At 41.1% G+C, this 17,660-nt stretch carries 22 protein-coding genes; 5 read left to right on the forward strand and 17 right to left on the reverse strand.

Translation table 11 applies throughout. From position 1 onward, the window contains the following. Window positions 1-207: 207 nt before the first annotated feature. The 4 genes from M3079_RS03225 to M3079_RS03240 all read right to left on the reverse strand — a co-directional run bounded on the left by M3079_RS03225 (window position 208) and on the right by M3079_RS03240 (window position 3,866). A complete protein-coding gene (locus M3079_RS03225) occupies window positions 208-1,344 on the reverse strand; it encodes an aldo/keto reductase (RefSeq protein WP_249077205.1) in 1,137 nt (378 codons plus the stop codon). 129 nt (window positions 1,345-1,473) lie between these two features. Further along, window positions 1,474-2,058, reverse strand: coding sequence for a nitroreductase family protein (locus tag M3079_RS03230; protein ID WP_249077206.1), 585 nt, complete (start codon window positions 2,056-2,058; stop codon window positions 1,474-1,476). After that, a complete protein-coding gene (locus tag M3079_RS03235) occupies window positions 2,051-2,671 on the reverse strand; it encodes a hypothetical protein (protein ID WP_249077207.1) in 621 nt (206 codons plus the stop codon). Before M3079_RS03235 ends, M3079_RS03230 begins: the two co-directional genes overlap by 8 nt. Window positions 2,672-2,684: 13 nt before the next feature. After that, window positions 2,685-3,866 carry an iron-containing alcohol dehydrogenase gene (locus tag M3079_RS03240; RefSeq protein ID WP_249077208.1) on the reverse strand — a complete coding sequence of 394 codons (1,182 nt, stop codon included), beginning with the start codon at window positions 3,864-3,866 and terminating at the stop codon, window positions 2,685-2,687. 152 nt (window positions 3,867-4,018) lie between these two features. Here M3079_RS03240 and M3079_RS03245 point away from each other — a divergent pair, with 152 nt between their 5' ends. The 4 genes from M3079_RS03245 to M3079_RS03260 are packed head-to-tail and all read left to right on the forward strand — an operon-like array spanning window position 4,019 to window position 6,430. Beyond that, window positions 4,019-4,450 carry a hypothetical protein gene (locus tag M3079_RS03245; protein ID WP_021715245.1) on the forward strand — a complete coding sequence of 144 codons (432 nt, stop codon included), beginning with the start codon at window positions 4,019-4,021 and terminating at the stop codon, window positions 4,448-4,450. A gap of 14 nt (window positions 4,451-4,464) precedes the next feature. Further along, window positions 4,465-5,166: a uracil-DNA glycosylase gene (locus tag M3079_RS03250; RefSeq protein WP_249077209.1), complete on the forward strand. Its 702-nt coding sequence runs from the start codon at window positions 4,465-4,467 to the stop codon at window positions 5,164-5,166. After that, window positions 5,166-5,951, forward strand: a complete 786-nt coding sequence (locus M3079_RS03255; RefSeq protein ID WP_021715243.1) for a threonine/serine exporter family protein — start codon at window positions 5,166-5,168, stop codon at window positions 5,949-5,951. The genes M3079_RS03250 and M3079_RS03255 overlap by 1 nt, the downstream gene beginning before the upstream one ends. Then, window positions 5,939-6,430: a threonine/serine exporter family protein gene (locus tag M3079_RS03260; RefSeq protein ID WP_249077210.1), complete on the forward strand. Its 492-nt coding sequence runs from the start codon at window positions 5,939-5,941 to the stop codon at window positions 6,428-6,430. Before M3079_RS03255 ends, M3079_RS03260 begins: the two co-directional genes overlap by 13 nt. A 59-nt stretch (window positions 6,431-6,489) precedes the next feature. On the opposite strand, the gene M3079_RS03265 is transcribed toward M3079_RS03260, so the two are convergent. The 6 genes from M3079_RS03265 to M3079_RS03290 all read right to left on the reverse strand — a co-directional run bounded on the left by M3079_RS03265 (window position 6,490) and on the right by M3079_RS03290 (window position 11,294). After that, entirely contained in the window at window positions 6,490-6,795 is a 306-nt protein-coding gene (locus M3079_RS03265; protein WP_249077211.1) for a type II toxin-antitoxin system RelE/ParE family toxin, read from the reverse strand. After that, window positions 6,788-7,057 (reverse strand): hypothetical protein, encoded by a 270-nt coding sequence (locus M3079_RS03270; RefSeq protein ID WP_249077212.1) that lies wholly within the window; start codon window positions 7,055-7,057, stop codon window positions 6,788-6,790. The genes M3079_RS03265 and M3079_RS03270 overlap by 8 nt, the downstream gene beginning before the upstream one ends. A gap of 421 nt (window positions 7,058-7,478) precedes the next feature. After that, window positions 7,479-8,729: a site-specific integrase gene (locus M3079_RS03275; RefSeq protein WP_021715239.1), complete on the reverse strand. Its 1,251-nt coding sequence runs from the start codon at window positions 8,727-8,729 to the stop codon at window positions 7,479-7,481. Window positions 8,730-8,796: 67 nt separating this feature from the next. Next, window positions 8,797-9,003 carry a helix-turn-helix domain-containing protein gene (locus M3079_RS03280; RefSeq protein WP_249077213.1) on the reverse strand — a complete coding sequence of 69 codons (207 nt, stop codon included), beginning with the start codon at window positions 9,001-9,003 and terminating at the stop codon, window positions 8,797-8,799. Beyond that, the gene (locus tag M3079_RS03285) at window positions 8,993-9,370 is read right to left on the reverse strand and encodes a hypothetical protein (protein WP_249077214.1); all 378 of its coding nucleotides are present in this window, start codon (window positions 9,368-9,370) and stop codon (window positions 8,993-8,995) included. The genes M3079_RS03280 and M3079_RS03285 overlap by 11 nt, the downstream gene beginning before the upstream one ends. Beyond that, window positions 9,351-11,294 carry a CpaF/VirB11 family protein gene (locus M3079_RS03290; RefSeq protein WP_249077215.1) on the reverse strand — a complete coding sequence of 648 codons (1,944 nt, stop codon included), beginning with the start codon at window positions 11,292-11,294 and terminating at the stop codon, window positions 9,351-9,353. The genes M3079_RS03285 and M3079_RS03290 overlap by 20 nt, the downstream gene beginning before the upstream one ends. A gap of 224 nt (window positions 11,295-11,518) precedes the next feature. Between M3079_RS03290 and M3079_RS03295 the strand changes: the two genes are divergently transcribed. Then, window positions 11,519-13,018, forward strand: coding sequence for a hypothetical protein (locus M3079_RS03295; protein ID WP_249077216.1), 1,500 nt, complete (start codon window positions 11,519-11,521; stop codon window positions 13,016-13,018). A gap of 131 nt (window positions 13,019-13,149) precedes the next feature. On the opposite strand, the gene M3079_RS03300 is transcribed toward M3079_RS03295, so the two are convergent. From M3079_RS03300 to M3079_RS03330, 7 genes are all read right to left on the reverse strand, one after another. Beyond that, on the reverse strand, window positions 13,150-13,395 hold the full coding sequence (locus M3079_RS03300) for a hypothetical protein (RefSeq protein ID WP_249077218.1): 246 nt from the start codon (window positions 13,393-13,395) through the stop codon (window positions 13,150-13,152). Between the two features lie 126 nt (window positions 13,396-13,521). Further along, window positions 13,522-14,550: a hypothetical protein gene (locus M3079_RS03305; protein ID WP_249077220.1), complete on the reverse strand. Its 1,029-nt coding sequence runs from the start codon at window positions 14,548-14,550 to the stop codon at window positions 13,522-13,524. Window positions 14,551-14,629: 79 nt separating this feature from the next. Beyond that, window positions 14,630-14,860: a helix-turn-helix transcriptional regulator gene (locus M3079_RS03310; RefSeq protein WP_249077221.1), complete on the reverse strand. Its 231-nt coding sequence runs from the start codon at window positions 14,858-14,860 to the stop codon at window positions 14,630-14,632. 153 nt (window positions 14,861-15,013) lie between these two features. Further along, the gene (locus M3079_RS03315) at window positions 15,014-15,637 is read right to left on the reverse strand and encodes an ERF family protein (protein ID WP_249077222.1); all 624 of its coding nucleotides are present in this window, start codon (window positions 15,635-15,637) and stop codon (window positions 15,014-15,016) included. A 115-nt stretch (window positions 15,638-15,752) separates the two neighbouring features. Further along, the gene (locus M3079_RS03320; RefSeq protein ID WP_249077223.1) at window positions 15,753-16,043 is read right to left on the reverse strand and encodes a hypothetical protein; all 291 of its coding nucleotides are present in this window, start codon (window positions 16,041-16,043) and stop codon (window positions 15,753-15,755) included. Window positions 16,044-16,083: 40 nt separating this feature from the next. Then, on the reverse strand, window positions 16,084-16,974 hold the full coding sequence (locus tag M3079_RS03325) for a hypothetical protein (RefSeq protein ID WP_249077224.1): 891 nt from the start codon (window positions 16,972-16,974) through the stop codon (window positions 16,084-16,086). 4 nt (window positions 16,975-16,978) lie between these two features. Beyond that, complete coding sequence (locus M3079_RS03330) at window positions 16,979-17,626, reverse strand: hypothetical protein (protein ID WP_249077225.1); 648 nt, start codon at window positions 17,624-17,626, stop codon at window positions 16,979-16,981. Window positions 17,627-17,660 lie beyond the last annotated feature (34 nt).

Here is a 17,660-nt window from a genome sequence, read left to right on the forward strand (position 1 = left end):
TTCCCTCCTTTGCGCATATTTTGATACAGTTACTATTTTAAGTATAGTATAAATTTATAACATTAGCAATTATATAAAACATTTTAGCCTATGCCGCAGGGGAACGCCATGCACTGGCGGCAGAGAAGAAATAAAAATTCATAATAAACAGAGCAAAACCGGCAGCCGATTTTTATATTAGCTGCCGGTTTACTTTTACACATAATTTTAATTTACCCAGTCGATAAAGGTTTTAAAGTAGGCTTCTGCTTCTTTAACGGTTTCGGTAATGTCGTTGCCGTCTTTGTCGGTAATTGTGCCTTCTACCCAGCTGCCTTTAACGCCGCTTCTGAAATACGGTCCGGCATAATAGCTGAACTCTGCGCATATCGGGGCGCCGTGTTCTTTCTGAATCAGCCAGGCGTTGTAGCTTTCAAGCAGTGCTGCCAGCGGCAGGCCGTTATCAACAAGCCCGTCATATACGCTGAAATCTTTAATGTGGAACGGCCCCATTTCCCTGTACAGCGGTGCGCTGTCAATCAGCATTTGTTTTTCTTCGTCAGTCAGCGGTTCCGGGTATTCCATAACGGCGGTGTTTTCCAAAACCTGCTCTACGGTAGACATGCCGGAAAGAATTGCCTGTACGCCTTCCTGGTCAGCGGCAAAACGCAGAGCCCATGCGGCAGGTGTCATGCCGGGGCGTTTTGCCTGCAGCTGTTCAAACAGCGTTTTGGGCGGATAGGTAAGCATGCCGCCTTTAACTGGTTCCATAATGTTAACCAGTTTGCCGTGGCGGCGGATAATGTCGTAGCATTTTTTCGACTGTACCCACGCTGCGGAATAATCATAATAGTTAAAGGCAATCTGCACAAATTCAACTTCGGGATGTTCGTTCAGGATGCGTTCCAAAAATTCCGGCGCATCGTGAACGGAAAAGCCAAGGTGCTTGATTTTGCCTTCTTTTTTGTATGCCGAAAGAATTTCAAAAATATGGTACGGCGTAACGATGTTGTCATAAAAACCGCTGTTCAGATTGTGGACAAGGTAATAATCAAAATAATCTACGCCGCAGTTTTGCAGCTGCTCTGTAAAAATACGTTTAACGTCTTCTTCGCTTTTAATTGCCCAGGTTGGCAGTTTGGTGGCAAGCGTAAAGCTTTCGCGCGGGTGGCGTTCTACCAGCGCCTTGCGGGTAAATTCCTCGCTTTTGCCGTTGTGATAAACATAACTGGTATCAAAATAGGTATAGCCTTTTTGCAAAAATGCATCTACCATTTCACAGGTTTTCTCCAAATCAACATGTTCGGGGTTGTCGTCAAGCTGCGGCAGACGCATCATGCCAAAGGCAAGTTTTTTGTTCTGCATATAAATCCCTCCTTGTTAATTTTTATCATATCGTTGGAGTTAAGACTGCGTCAATAAGTTTTTATGGTTTACAGTAGCCTTAAAATGGCAATAAAAAACGTCAGCCGCATAATACGGCTGACGGTATTTTCAGCTGCGCCATTCAACAATGTCATCAAAATTTTTGCGCGGACGCGGGGCAGGTTCTTCATCAGCGTAGCCCAGTGCAAAAGCTGCGGCAAGCTCGCCGACCAACCATGTGCACAGCTCCTGTTGCGCAAAATAGGTGTCGCAAATCCACAGGCTGCCAAGCCCTGCTTCCACCGCCGCCAGCGACATGTTTTCCACGGCTGCGCCTATTGATTGTGTGTTGCATATTTCAAACACACGGTTTTCTGCATTCTGCGGTGTCAGTAAATCAAGCCCCAGCGGATTGACTACAAAAATAATTATGGGTGCCTGCCGCATAATGGCAAGCGTGTTCCACGCACCGGCTATATACTGCGCGCTTTCGGGCAAAAACGGCTGCTGCGCTTCACGGTGCAGGCCCTGTTCCATTGCGGCCAGCGCTTCTTCTTTTGCTTTGCCGGTTGTTACCACAAAATGCCACGGCTGCCTGTTTTTGGAGGACGGGGCAAGTGCGCCTGCTTTTATAATTTCTTCAATTATATGGCGCGGTACCGGCGTGTTTTTAAATTTGCGTATGCTGCGCCTTGCGGCGATTGCGTCAAGCATGCTCTTCCTCCGTCAGTATTTCCGACAGATTTTCAATAATCTGCCGCAGGGTTTTTACGGTTTCTTCAAGCGGCAGGGCTTTGCTTTCGTCCCATACCATCTGCGGGAGCAGCGGCACATGTGCAAAGCCGGTTTTTACTGGCGTGCCGTTAAAGTGGTGCAATGCGGTGTAAAAAATGTCGTTGCACACATAACCGCCGGTGCAGTAGCCAAGGTGAACCGGGCAGCCCTGCTTTTGCAGGCGTTTTACAAGGGTGTGCGTTGGTATGGTTGCAAAATACGCTGCCGGTGCGCCCGGCACAACGGGTTCGCCCCAGGGTGCTGCGCCTTTGTTGTCCTCTAAAAGCGCGTCGCGCAGGTTTACGGCAACAGCGTCAAGGTGCAGGCGTGTGCTGCCGCTGTCCATGCCCGTCATTAAAATAACGTCGTGTTTAAGGCGCTCAGCTTCTTCAAGCAGCAGCCGCCCGGCCGTGCCGTAAATATTAGGCAGCAGCATTTTATGCACGCTGAAGCTGCCGATTACTTCCGGCAGGGCCTTAACTGCTTCCCACGAGGGGTTAATGTTATAATGTGCAAAAGGGTCAAAACCTGTCAGTAAAAGTTTTTTCATCATATTCCGGCAGGCTTTATTTGGCCATCTGGTAAATCTTTTCCATGTCGTCAATGTTCAGTGCTTTAAAGCCGCCGATAGTGCGCGTGTTGTTAAAGCTGCATTTATAGGCCAGTTCTTTAATCTGTCCGTCGGTAAGATGAATATCCATATCGCTGATTCTCGTCGGCATGCCAATGCTCTTAAAAAATGCTTCCATAGCTTCAATGCCTTCAAGGGCAATTTTTTCTTCCGCACCGGCTGTATAGGGGATGCCGAAAACATTAACGGCAAGCTGCGCAAAGCGTGCGGGGTTAACCGGCATTACATAACGCGCCCAGCTGCCCCAAACTGCTGCAAGGCCTGCGCCGTGGGCGATATCAAACATGCCGCCGAGTTCGTGCTCCAGCTGATGGCAGGCCCAGTCGCCTAAAGTGCGGTCGCCGGTAATATCGTTATGGGAAAGAGTGCCGCTCCACATAATTTCGGAGCGTGCGTCATAGTCATCAGGCTTTTTAAGGGCGGTTTTTACGTTGCGCATTACGTTTTTAATCAGTGTTTCGGCAATGCCGTCCGTTAAATTAAGCTGTTTAACATTTGGTTTGGTAAAAAAGCGTTCCAGGCTGTGCACAATAATATCCGTGCAGCCGCTTGCCGTTTGGTAAGCGGGCAGGGTATAGGTAAGCTCCGGGTTCATAACGGCAAATTTGCAGTAAGCGTAAGGAGAATAAGCGCCGCGCTTTAACCAGCCGTTTTCATTGGTGATAATGCTGGCGTTGCTCATTTCGCTGCCTGCGGCGGCAATGGTCAGCACTGTGCCGATAGGCATGCAGGCCTGCGGTGCTTTGCCGGTGTAGTAGTCCCATACGTCGCCTTCGTTGGTAAGGCCGTAGCCGATAGCTTTGGCGCTGTCGATAACGCTGCCGCCGCCTACTGCCAGTATAAAATCTATTTTTTCTTTGCGGCCGAGCTCAATGCCTTCATAAACTTTGCTGAGGCGTGGGTTCGGCACAACGCCGCCCAATTCTGTATAGCTGATGCCTTCCGCCTGAAGCGAAGCGCAGATTCTGTCAATCAGGCCGGAGTTTTTGGCGCTGTGCCCGCCGTAGTGAATGAGTACCTTTGTTGCTCCGGCTTCTTTGCACAGTGCGCCGGTGCGTGCTTCGGTTCCGCGCCCGAAAATTACTTTGGTCGGTGCTAAATATTGAAAGAATTCCATATGGTTCAGCTCCTTTATAAAACTTATATATTAATGGTACGCCAAAAGAAAGCTGATGTAAATATGAAGAAAAAAGTTTTACATCGGGCAGGCGTTTATAAAAAAACGGCGAAGATAATTATATTGTAAAATTTTTAACAGGAGGTTTTACTATGCAGGGTAAAAAATATATAGCGGCTGCTCTGGTATGCGGCTTTATACTTGGCAGCAGCACTGCTCCGGCACAGGCCGGAATTTTGGGCACTGTTTTAAAAGGCGGCGCCATCGGCGTGCTTGTAAGCCAGTTTGATGACCAGCTTAACAGCGCCATTAACACTTTAACCGGCAAATATGCCGTAAGCAGTGATTACGCAACCAAGGTTGTGCCGGTAATTACCGTTGGCGACGGCAGCTATGCAGGTGCGGCGCAGGTAAGCGGCCCGCATGCGCAGGTAGAAAAATGCAAGGCTGCGCTTTTGATAGAAGCATCATTTTTCGGCAGTTTCCGCGCCAAAGCGCTGATACCGATTGACAAAGTTGATATTACCGATGTTAACCGTGTACAGGGTGTAGGCGTATCGGCACAGATTGATGTAAAACTTTAATGGCGGTAACAGTTGTGACGGCAGAAGAATTTATTGAAAAACTACAACAATACAGCAGCCCGCAGGTTTTTAACCCGTGGGCAGATTACGACACTGAATGTGACATTGGCCCGCAGGCGCCTGTAATACGTGCGGCGAACTTTCTGCGCTATTTAAAGCTGCGCCAAAATGCTCATTTTCTGTTCATTGCCGAAGGGCTCGGCTACCAGGGCGGGCATTTCAGCGGCATGGCCATGACCAGTGAGCGCATTTTACTCGGAAATCATCCGGATGTTGAGCCGCAGGCAGTTTTGGGTGAGTGGGATTACAGGCGCACCAGCAATCCGGACAGCCCGCGCCTGAACCGCACGCAAAAACTGTACGGCTTTAACGAACCTACGGCGACGGTTATGTGGAACGCCATTGCGCGCCACGGGTTATCTCCTTATGATACGGTTTTGTGGAACATTTTTCCGTTCCATCCGTATAAAGGCAGCAATATTTTAAGCAACCGTACGCCGACAGGCGAGGAGCTGGATGTTGGCATTGAGTACGCGTGGCTTTTAATGCAGCTTATTCCCGGCATGACGGTTGTGGCAATCGGGCGCAAATCGCAGCAGACGCTCGGCAAATACGGTGTTGCCTGCGAGTGTGTGCCGCATCCTTCCATGGGCGGCGCCAACGCTTTTAAAAAAGCGGTGGCAGAGCTTTTTGCCGCACAGGGCGGTGAAAAATAATGGCTAAAACAGATTTTACACGTGACCAGACAATCAATATAGCTGTAAAAATGGGCAAAATTCTGCTGAAAAGCGGCGCGGAAACCTACCGTGTGGAAGATACCATTTCGCGCTGCTGCCTGGCGCACGGCTATGAGGTTGACCCTTTTGTAACGCCCACCGTTATAATTTTGGGCAACGAAGATACCGACAGCTTTATCCGCGTAAGCAGAATTGGCTACCGCAGCACCAATTTAAGTCTTATCAGCGAAATGAACAGCATGTCCTACAATTTTGCCAAGTGGGATATGGGCTACGAAGATACCTGCAAATGGCTGGACAAAAAATGGCGGCAGCCCGCGCCTTACGGTAAATGGATGGTCTGCCTTGCCTCCGGCATTGGTTCGGCAGCCTTTGCGGCGATGCTGGGCGGCAACAGCCATGACTTTATTGCGGCCTTTATTACGGGCGGCGCTGCCATGGTTGCCTTAAAGCAGATTGCAGGCTACCACCCCAGCGCTTTTTGGGAAAATGCCGTGGCCGGTGTTGTCATTGCAACCGTTGCGCTTATCTGCTGCGCCATGAGCGTGCAGTGCACAATGGAAAAAATTATTGTAGGCGCGCTGATGCCCTTTGTGCCCGGCGTGGCTTTCTGCAACGGCCTGCGCGATTATATGGCAGGTAATTTAATGAGCGGCAATTCGCGCATTGCGGAAGCGCTGCTGTTTGCTTCGTCCATTGCCATCGGCATTGCGTTTGTGCTGCGTGCCTGGTTTATCTGGGGGTGGGATTTATGGAAATTATAACCGCCTTCGGGTTTGCCTGCATTGCTACTATGGCGTTTGCGGTGCTGTTTCAGGCGCCGAAAAAGATTGTGTTTATCGACGGCGTTATCGGCGCTATCGGCTGGGTGGTTTTTATATACCTGCGGCATGAGCTTGGCTATACGTCATTTGTTTCCAACTTTTGCGCCACTATTTCGCTGGCATTGGCTAGTGAGCTCAGTTCCCGCATTTTCAAGCAGCCGGTAACGGTGTTTGTTATACCGGGCATAGTGCCTCTGGTACCGGGGCTGGGCATTTATCAGGGCATGTTTGCCATTATTAATAATGAATATAACAACGGAACTTCCATTTTGCTTACGGCAATGACGGACTCCGTTGCCATTGCCATCGGCGTAATGCTGGTTTCAAGTTTGTTCCGTGTGCTGAAGGTGCGCCGCTTTATGCTGCAGTACCGGCGTTCCAAACGGCAGATGGAGTTAAAAGTTAAAGGCAGAAAATAAATAAACAGCACACGGAAAGCATTGTAAAAGCTGCTTTGGTGTGCTGTTATTGTTATAAGTTAAAAAATATCGGGATATTCCGTAGGCAGGTGGGCAATATGGTAAATATAAATAATGTGCTCCACCTTTTTACAGATACAGATATAGTTCTGGCTTTTTAAAATTTTAAAATTCCTGCTTTTCAGCGGCTCGTATTTAATGCTGTCGGCCGCCGGATAAAAGAGCTTCAGTTCTTTTAAATCGCGCAGTATTTTGCCGGTTATTCTGTCTGCTTCGTCCGGCGTAATGTTGCGCCGCCAGTAAGCGCCGATATTTTTCAGGTCGTCAACCGCGCGCGGCAGAAGCCTTATTGACGCTTCAACCATGGCTTTTCTGCTTCAGGCTTGCTTCAAATTCTTCCAGAGCGCAAGCGGCTGCTCCGTTTAATCTTGTGTTTTCGCTTTCCAAAACTACATTGCTGAGTTTTAATACTAAGTCGCGCAGTTCAAACGCCCGGGCGCACATCACCACTAAATCCTTTTCCCCATTTTTGGTAATGTAAATTGCATCGCCTGTTCTGCGTGCCAGTTCGGCAATTTGGTTGTAATCGGTACGCAGGCGTGTAGACGGCTTAATATAAACCATCATATTCCTCCTATCATCAAATTTTACCGCCTTTAAAAGTGACGGCAAGACGAGATTTTACCATAATCTTTAAACTTTGTAAAGATAGGGAATAAAATTTTTGAACAGGCGGCAGCAGGGAGGCTGGCCGGGTTTTAGAATATTGCCAAGCCGGAAAGGCTGTGATATAATTATTAATACAATTTACACATGCGGGTGTAGTTCAGTGGTAGAACAATAGCTTCCCAAGCTATGTGCTAAGAATTTTTACATATCTCGCAACCCCAGTATTTATGCCTGTTTCGGGACTTGCCGAAACAGGCTTTTTTAATACAGGTGCTTATTCAGGTGCTTATTTGTACGCAAATCATCATCAGGCATCTGAAATGATTAAAAATTATCTCAAATAATTATTAAAGTAAAGAAATTATAGCCAGTGCTAAATTTAGCACTGGCTATTAATTTCATCATTTGCAGTAATGGTCTCATCAATTAAATTATCCATTTCTTTAGCGGCACCTTTTTTTGCGACCGTTATTGGGTGTAAATATCTTGACGTTGTTTTCAAATCGCTGTGACCCATATTATCTTTTACCGTGCCAAGGTCAACGCCCCTTGCTAATGAATAAGTTGCCCCCATATGCCTCCAGCCATGTACGGTCATATGGTTAAAGTTGTTTCTGGCAATGAAATCCTGCAACCAATTATAAAATGATGACAAGTCTAAAATTTTCACGTTTTCACCAGATTTTATGCCTCGTGTTCTGACAAAAATCCAGTTTTGCGGATTCTTGAGATTCCTGCTCTTTAAATGTGCTTCCTGATTTTCTTTATGTTTGAGAAATAGTTCCTTTATTCGTGCACCAAAAGCCAATTCCCGTTTTGAAGATTTCGTTTTTGGGTCTTTGGTATTTATTCCCTGTCCCGGCACATAGTAACTGCTTTCTTCAATTTTAAAAACGCTTTGCTCAAAATCGACTCTGTCCCATGTCAATGCGTACATTTCTCCGCGCCTGCAAACATCCTGAAACGCCAAAAACAACAGCAACTTTTGCTTCACGTTGGTTGGCGTATCTTTTAATTCCCGCACAGCCTGCATAAAGCGTTTAAATTCATCATACTGATAAAACGGAGTCTTACTCTCAGCTGGCTTGGGACGCTGATAAACCGGTATTTCTTCACATGGATTCTTATCAACCAGCCCCCATTCAATACAGCGGTTATAAATTGAGCGCAGCAGTTTATATACGGAATGTACCGTTGTTTCAGATAGTTTTTTGGTCGGGTCACGCATTTTAGGACGATTGCGCAGTTCGGCAATAAGCCATAAAACATCATCTGCTTTAATAGCGTCTGCCTGGCGTTTACCTATATACGGCAGGATATTGTTTTTGATATTGATTTTATCGCTTTGTGCTGTTGTCGGGCTTAACGTGCTGCCATATTTTTCCGTCCATACATCAATCAAATCAGTGACTGTCATCTTTGTGCGTACAGCAGGTCTAACATTTTGTCTCTGCTTCTTTTGCATTTCAGCCTGTACCTGAGCGTAAAATACTGCAAGTTTTTTGTTAACAGCGGCTTTTGTTCGCGCTTCAACTGTTTTACAACGGCGGACTTGCGGACCATTCTTGTAACCGCATGATACTACTAATTTATACTTATTATTACCGAGTTCAACTATACTTCCAGGCATATTGCTTTCTCCTATCGATATTAAATAATAAAGCGCCGGTTTTACCCCGGCGCTTTATCATTTTTTATTAAATCATCTTGGCGAAAGCCGGGCGATTAAAATTTCTTTCCCGCCAAGCTATCAGTGCTTTTCGGCTAAATACATATTTCCTGCCAATCTTCTTGGCCGGTATCTTTCCACTTCGTACATATTGAAGCAGGGTTGAATACTTTATCATGCCCTCAAAAATTTCTTTGAGAACCATTTTGCTTGTCATTAAGTCATTATTTAACATGTTTATCACCTCCTTCAATCAGATTACCAAAGAGTCCGGGTTCCTCAACGTTCTGTTCAGGTCCAACAAAGCTGTAAAACTTGCGAAGTTTTTCTGGGTCGCGGTTGCGTTTTGAAATATTATAGTCAGGCTGCACTGCGGGAATCCTTACATCGCCTTCGCACCAAACATTCACGATGGTGTCCCGACCCAAAATAACAGCTTGTTTTTCTAACATTAATTCTTTGGAACCGCATTCAACCTTTACGCTAGCGCCGAAAGGCAAAGTTTTAAGTTTTTTAGCAACATCCAAAGGATCATTAGTTACACCGATTTCGTGGTTATCAATGAATAAATACGCTTTTTCTTCAATCATATTCTCTTTCATAAGAATACCTCCTTAATGTTATTAAATATCCGCGCGGACGTCTTGGTGATACCTGTCTGTCCTGCGTAAATCTTTTTCCTTCTGCTTCCTGCATAAATCCCATACTTACTAGTTTTTTACGCAGTTCAGAACCGAATTTAATGCTGTAATTTTTGCGAGCTGCATAACTTTCAACAAGGTTATTAACCATAGTAGTGATAATCCAATAGTTTCCGCTTTCTTCATTATAACCATCTGCGTCTTTGCTGGTTATGAAAGCAGACCTTGAAGCCGCTATACTAAATCCGCCGTTTTCGATTCCTTCAGTTATTGCGTCAATGGCAACTTGCTCAGGCGCCATTGTGGCTGCAACAAATTTCATCTCGCGTCCTAATCTGAGAATAGCTTCTCTGGCTGCGACTGAATCGAAAGCGATGTTTACAGAATCCGCAAAACTATTAAATATGTCTGCAACGCTTAACAGTGCAGCTATGCTGATGGTAAGTCGTTCGTATTCCAGCTTAATGTTCGTGCGGACTGTTGCCGTGTTAACTTCCTGTATTTGTGGTAGGTTACGCAAAATACAATCCTGGTTTCTTTCTAACCAGTCAATCCAGGAAGAAAAGAACGCTTGAACCAAATCAGGGCTTTTTTGTAATTCGGTAATGTATCCGAAATTAATCGTCCCCTTGCTTACGTTAAGAACCAAAGAACGGAGATAACTTGAAAGGGTGCATAGGTTAAAATACTCACCAGTCGCTATTATTCCACCCCTGAATGTTCTTTTGGGCAACGGCTTACGGTCAGGTCCACATTTATCTTTAATGCGCCCATCGCCGATTATTCTGGCAATTTCATCTGCTTTTTTTTGAAAATCCGATTGCCCAGGCTTGGGATAAAAATCGTCCACAAGTGTTAGCAGGTCGCTGTTGTTGGCGATTTTTTCTTCAATAATTGCTGTTGTATCATCAAAGCGCATATCGACGTTAAACCCCATTATGGATAGCCAGCTTATTAAGACTTTTGTCAAACTAGTCTTACCAGAGCCTGTTTCGCCAGCTATGTAGAGTATTGACCGGCAACCGCCGTCATGGCAAGCGTTCTCATAGAGACCAGCCATGTACGCATAAAGTGCATACATTAAAAGCGGTAAAACAATCTCTGCTGGAGCGGTTCTGCAAAAGATATTGTAGAACTCGTCTGCTTTACGATAGTCTGGACACAATTTTAAATTGTTCCGTACTTCGTGGTTGCAGTCTTTGTGGCCAGCATGAAGAAAGTTAAATTTGCCATCAATTACCACCCAGCCAATTTGATGATAAATTTTATAAATATCTTTTGGTTGAGTACTGCTGAATGTTTTTACCTGTTCGTAGATGTAAGTTTTAAAAACCTCATCCTTCCCGTGAAAAATAAAGCACAGAGAATTTTCTTTAGCAAGATTTTTTTCAAGCTTGTACAGGTTTTCACGTTCAATAACGTAAGTAAAGCTTTCTGCCGATGTAGTTACTATTAACTCATATTTATCAACACTACCTAAGGCATCAATTTCTTGGAACTTTTTGGTAAAGTTAATAAAATAAGTAGCAACTTCCTCATAAGTTCCATTCTTGTTAGGAACTAATAAGAACCCATTTTGCCATATAAACTTGCTTTGAGCAAATTCATCATTCAACGCTACCGTTTTATGCGGCGCGGGAATAGGCAAATTAGAGAACTGATGATTAGTTGGTACTGGATAAGTTACAACAGTTTCAGCATTACGCTTGAGCGGAGCAGCAATTAAAAGTTGCTGTGCATACTGGTCAAAATGGCCTGATGCTTGTTCCGACAGAACTACGTTTTCTCTAAGCTGTAGTAAAGCAGCTTTGTTGGCAGCGGCTTCCTCTGGAGATAGCGATGTCCTCGTACACATTATGTACTTTGGTTCGCTTAGTTTTAGCATAATTAAACATCTCCTTTTATTAAGTTTTTTCTGTAAGTTTTTTCTGAATGAACATATAAGTCTCACTTTCCTTTTTACTAGTAGCACATTCTATGCAAAATTTACAATCGCTGCTATAATTGTAAATAAGCAGAACAACCGTTGTGTTCTGCTTATAATTTAACATAAAAGTGCGAAATTATAATTCACTCTGCAAAGTTGGTACTGTTAAGGAGATTTTTAAAATGATAAATAAAGCAAACGGTAATAATTTAAAATATTACTTTAATGAGCCTTTAGAATATATTAAAAGTTACGAAAAACTTTTTAATCAGCTTAATTATTGTGAAATTACAAAATTCTTTTTATCTGTGGAAGCAAATGTTTCTGATGACTTTTTAAAAATTTTTATAGCAGTATTAATAGGCGATTACAGGGATATAAAAAAGGCAAGCATTTTATGTTTAACCTATTTAAGAAGTGAAATTATAATTAAACAAAAAAAGTATAATTTGCCAAAAGATGTTGCCCATCAAGAGGCTTTTGCGTTAATTGATAAAGAAATAGAATTATTACGCACCAAATATGACGAACCAAAGTATAAAAACATTAACAATGAGTTTGTTAAATTTATTAAAAAACATGATAAATTGTATTATTTTTCTTTTCTTGATGAAAGTACAGAGAAAACAATAAAAAATTTAGAAAATCAGCCTAATTTTGAATTAGGTTCAACAGGCATATCAATGTTTACACCAATACTATTTTCATATATTGTAAACACAAAAGAAATTATTAACAGTAATTTTTATGATTGCATCAATCCTGAAAAAAGGTCAGATGCTAAGGAACAAAAATATAGGTTAGATAGAATAAATGCTTTTATTTGGTCTTGCACATTAGTTGCTTCGCTTAATTATTGTAATGGAAATATGGAAATATTAAATAAAGCGCATTTAAGACTTTCTTATGATATTTTTAAAGAGTTTATAAATTTAAATAATGGTTTTAATATAACGGCCTTAGAACCATTATTGAAACCTTTACCACACCGTAATACAGCAGTGCCACACTATGATAAATTTATTCTTGCTAAAAAATTGCAATGTTTGAAACATGGATACGTAATTTTTGATTGTTATTATTTGGATGATCCGAATTTACCGATAAAATGTTTTGATAAATTAATCGATGAATGTCCGTATAGGTATGATAATAAAGAGCTTCCAAACGGACCCAAATGTAAGAAACTTTCGCCTGACAGATTATGTGAATTTTTTAACTCAAGAAATGCTTGGCTATCTGACTATGAACTTAAGGGTATTAATTTAACTTTAAAAGACCTTATATATCTTTTAGGTTCAGAAATTTCAGAATCGACTATGAAAAAATATATTTTGGGAAAAAGTATTAAAATTTCAGAAGATAATTTGGATGAACTAGTTTCGAAAACAGGTATTCCTGAAAGTTTTTTCATATCTTCAGGATTTGTTAATCGGGATGGTTTTAGAAAAATATATTATCATGACAAATTATTTGTGCTAATCGATAAAAGCGAAATTTTGTTATTAAAGAAAAAGTATGGAAAGAGCTTAAAAGGATTGCCAGAAGATATTAATAAAACTGATCAGAAAATAATTAAGCAATTATTTAATATATTTGAAAAAAATGAAGAACTTAATTCAATCAGAACATTCAAAAAAGTTTATGATAAAATTGAAAAATTAATAGGGAAAAATATATAAAAGCAGTTTATACTTTTTCCACTAACTTTTGACACTTTGATAGAGCGATATTATCGTTTGAGTATTGTTTGTATCATAAATCTTGAATTTTGAAACCGCAGGTAATAAAAGACCTGCGGTTCTTTTAATATTTATTGCTTTCTGTACCTTATAAGCGTAGATTTGCTAATGCCGGTCAGACGCTCAACATCTTTATAGCTTCTGGTCTTTTTCAGCTCTAACGCCAGTTCGATTTTATCACTTGAAATTCGCGGCCGGCCTTCTCTATAACCGTTTTTATTCTGGGCTATCAGACGTCCTTCGTAAGTACGTTCATAAATCAACGTCCTTTCAAATTTAGCAAAGACCAGTAGTACTGTAATGAAAAAATTACCCATTGCAGTGTTCTCCAAAAGGCCGATGTTCAAATAACGCCTTTTGTTCATAAATTAATAAGGCGCACTTGAAGTAACAAGTGCGCCTTATTAATTGCTAATATATAAATTTTTACTAAATTAATAGAATTAAAGCTGAGCCTGATTCAATTTTGCAGGATATCCAGCATAAAGTAGCCATCTAAGAGGTAATTCCATTGTATTTTTGTTATCTTTTATCCCAGTCTTAATTTTTACATATAGATCTTCATCCGCTGTAAAAGGCACTTTTCCTCTAACGCAATATTTAGCTCTTTGACCAGGATAAAGTTTATCACCATTATCCATAATTAATGCATAACTAGGATCTCCATTTAAATAACCTTGTAAACAGCTATCAACATCAGGGTCTAAAACTTCTTTTTCTTTACCCTCGTAACCAACCATGATAATTGGTGTAATTTCTAAAAGTTCATTATTACTTAAATTAGCCAATTCAAAAGTTAGAATAAATTCGCCATAATTTCCACCAAGGTGATTATATTTTCCTCCTATAAGAGCTGCCCCCAAAATCCCTTTTTGAAAACCATAAACCTCATAGGTGGACATAAATGGATCTGCTAATGTTTGCGTAGTATATAATTTATCAGCTAAACCTTTGCACAGATATTCATCAACCCATGCTTTTGAATGTGTATAATTTAAATCTAGATTTTCTGCAACGATTCCTCCTATTTTTCCTACTCGTTCGTCATATTTCACAGTTGCTAAAACATTCAAACTATCTAACGTAAGTTTAAACATATTGGACAAATCTGTTTTATATGTTTCTACATCTTCATTTAAAACAATACCATTTTCATTTTTAATTTTATCAATTTTAATTTTATCCAATTTATCATTTAAACTTTCTAACTGAAGTTTAGCATTTTTAGCTACATTTGATATGCCAACAAATTTTGTATATGGCATGAATTTTAAGTTAATAGGTTGAGCATCTCTGGATAGCTGCTTTAAATTTTCTTTATAATAAATATCGAAGTATTCATTTCTGATAGCAGTTAACTGTGAAATTTGTTTAGCCTTTTGTTCTTTTAATACGTTTTCATCATCATTACCACATGATATTGTAAACAAACTTATTATCACAATAAATATGATTAAAAATAATTTGCGCATAAAAATACCTCCAAAATAAGTTATATATTTTTATAAAATTTAAATACGCTTTATAAATATTTAGTATTAAAAATTTTTATTATTTATTTTCAATATCCTCTAATAATTTACTAATAGAAACATTCAATTTTTCAGCAATTCGCATTAGTGTTGATAACGATACACTCTTAGGATAATTTCCGTTTTCAATCCGCGAGAGATATTGTGGTGAGATGCCGACTTCTTCAGCTAATTTTTCTTGTGTTAGTCCATTTATTTTTCTATAATAAACGATACGTGCGCCAAGCTTTTTGTATTGTAATGCAAACAAATGACATCACCTTCCTTATATATTAATTATTGCACTTTTACAAGTTTCATGTATCTACTCCGTGGGTTTAGAACTTTACAAATAGATTAAGTGATAAAAAATAAGCGCAGAATTGAACTCCTGCGCTTATAATATTAAGTGTTTTTCGTAAATTTATGCTGCTTTAATAGCTGTTTTTTGGCATTCTCGGCAAAGAGGGCGCCCAAAATTTTTAATGGAATATTCAACTACCCTATCATTGGTTATTACATTGCCGCAGCCAGTACAGGTAATTATGTTATTTCCTGCTTTAGGTTGCGGTTTAACAGCAGCCCGGTGTTTAATGTTATTTTGCGGTTCAGCGTAATTATTCTCATCAGTCTTGCTATCTGCTTCCGGATCATCACCGGTGGCAATGCAGAAGCTAAGCATATAAGCGTACTTGTTTGCTGCCGTTTGCGCCTTCATTACTGCCTTATCACCAGCGTCCTGACCACTGCCTATTCCGTAAATTTTTACTTCCTCTCCGCTGTCACCGTCGATAAGTGTTATTTCTACCTTTACTGTTGCCAGATGCTCGATATTCCCCTTAAGATTGGTAACGTCTGTAAATTCTATCAACTCCGGCACAGCAACACAGGCTATTTTATTTTTCGTTAGCGATTCATTAACCTTTTGCAGTACATCTTCTGCCGTGGCATATTTATATTTGTGAAAGCTGTTCAATCCGTTTTTTGCTACATAAGCACATTCAGCCATAACGGCGAGTAATTTTTTAGCAATATTGGTGTTTTCCATTGTATGCAACTCCTTATGATTTTATGTCCAATGTCCGGATGTCCAGCAGTAAAATGGTGTGTTAGCCATTGCTTTCAGGCATTTTTACACCTTTTTTCCGCAGGACATGTGGACATCAATATTCATTTGGGAATAGAACAGTCAGCCTGTCATATTCATTACCTGTACTGCTTTCGGCAATAATCCATATTTTGCCCTTTGAGGTATTATACGCCCCTAAGACCATACTAAAAGTTTTAACAGCTTCGTTATTGCTTTCGGTATCAGTCTCCGATACATCGCCCCAGTCAAGCGATTTAAAACGGCGCATTGCTTCGTAAATTTCTCTTTGAAATTTGCCGTTATTGATAGTTTCGGTTGTTATCCCCAGTGTTTGAAATCTCTGTGCGTTATCAAATAAACTCATAATTCTTCCTCCTTTTAGGCATAAAAATAGCAGGCAGCTTTCACGCTGCCTGCTTCATACCCGCTTTTACCAGTCTGCCGTAAGGGCAGTTACCGGCAACTGCGCAGTAGTCTCTGCACTTCCTGTCATTCCAGCGTTCTTTAGGAGTGCAAAGCTGCGGCAGATAGCCTTTTTCGAGAGCTTCTTTTAAGCGTTTTGCTTTGGTTTCCATATAAAGCTTAATCCAACGGTCAGATATTTTGTTAATATTGATGATATATACCTGCCTCCTGATATTTCTTTCTTCTGCAATACGCAGACTGAAATCGCGGCAAAATGCCTGTATTTTCATGCTTTCAACCTTAAAGCCGCGCTGCTCTAAAAGTATGCGGTAATAGTTAACCTGTATTGCCCAGTCTAAGATATGGCGCACGCCGTCAGTACGCCATTCTTTCCTCGTCTTGGGCTGACCTTTTCTTAAGCCTGTCTTGTATACTTCGCCTGTAGGCACGTCTACTTTGTAGTAGCCCAAAGCACGCATAAGTTTATAGGAACTTGTTATTTTATAATCGCCAAGTGTTTTATCGCTGAGGTCTATAATCTGGCCGTACAGGTCAAATTTGCCGCTTGTCACTTCATCAGCAAGGCGTTCCTCGCTTAAAATATTACCTTCTGTAAAACCTTCATTAATGGTATGGACTGCACTGCCGTGCAGAGCGTAAAGCTGCTGCATGGGGTCAACGGCATAATCAGTTGTTTTCTTTAAATATGTTTCCCTTATGCCGCAGAGAAGCTCCGTCACCGTAGGCTCTTTAATGTTCCTTTCCAAAGACTGTGCTATTGCCCTCAGCGTCGGCAGAAACATACAACGCTGCTTTTTTACGCAGGATTTTAAACAATCCGTTATTTTTACTTTATCACCGTGCGGACAGATGAATGCTGTTGCTGTCATGCTGCTAATCCTCCTTATCATCTTTAATTTTTATTGCAATGCGTTCTCCGCTTTCAAACTTGTTAAAATTAAAATAATCTCCGGCTTTATCTGAGAAGTTGTATGTTTTTATAATTTTTTTACTTGCTTTCTCTAAATCTTCCTCGTAACCGAGATGAGATTTCGGAAAAGTAGTGTTTAAAAATTCTACTGCTTCTTTCCACCAGGTAAAGTAATAGGTATCGCCGTTGCCTTGATAGCTGTAATCAACTACATAACGATCGGTAAAATAAATGCCAAGCTTATCCGTATTGATATAAATTTCGCAACCCGGTTCTTCACTTTGGTACACCATTTTAACAGTTCCGTTATATTTTTCTTTCAACATATATTCCAGTACCGTCATATTTGGATTCCATGCACTCTCAGTATCTACACGCAGATAATAGCCTGCCGTATCTTTCTCGACATTAGCATCACAGTTTGCAAAATAATCCCTGCCATCGCAGTATTCGCCATTAGCGACTTTAGGTAAGCCGCAAAATTTTAGAAACTGCTTAATGGAATTAAGCTTCCGGTCGCCAAGGCATTTACTTACAAGCTGCCGTATTTCTTCTAGCGGCTTTTTTCGTTTACTGTAAAAAACTATGCTGTTGGAACAGTAATTTGCCAATTTTCATTCCTCCTAAAAGATGTCCAATGTCCTG

Origin of the sequence: Phascolarctobacterium sp. ET69, from assembly GCF_023336935.1 — a bacterium.
In the GTDB taxonomy this organism is placed as follows: domain Bacteria; phylum Bacillota; class Negativicutes; order Acidaminococcales; family Acidaminococcaceae; genus Fusicatenibacter_A; species Fusicatenibacter_A intestinipullorum.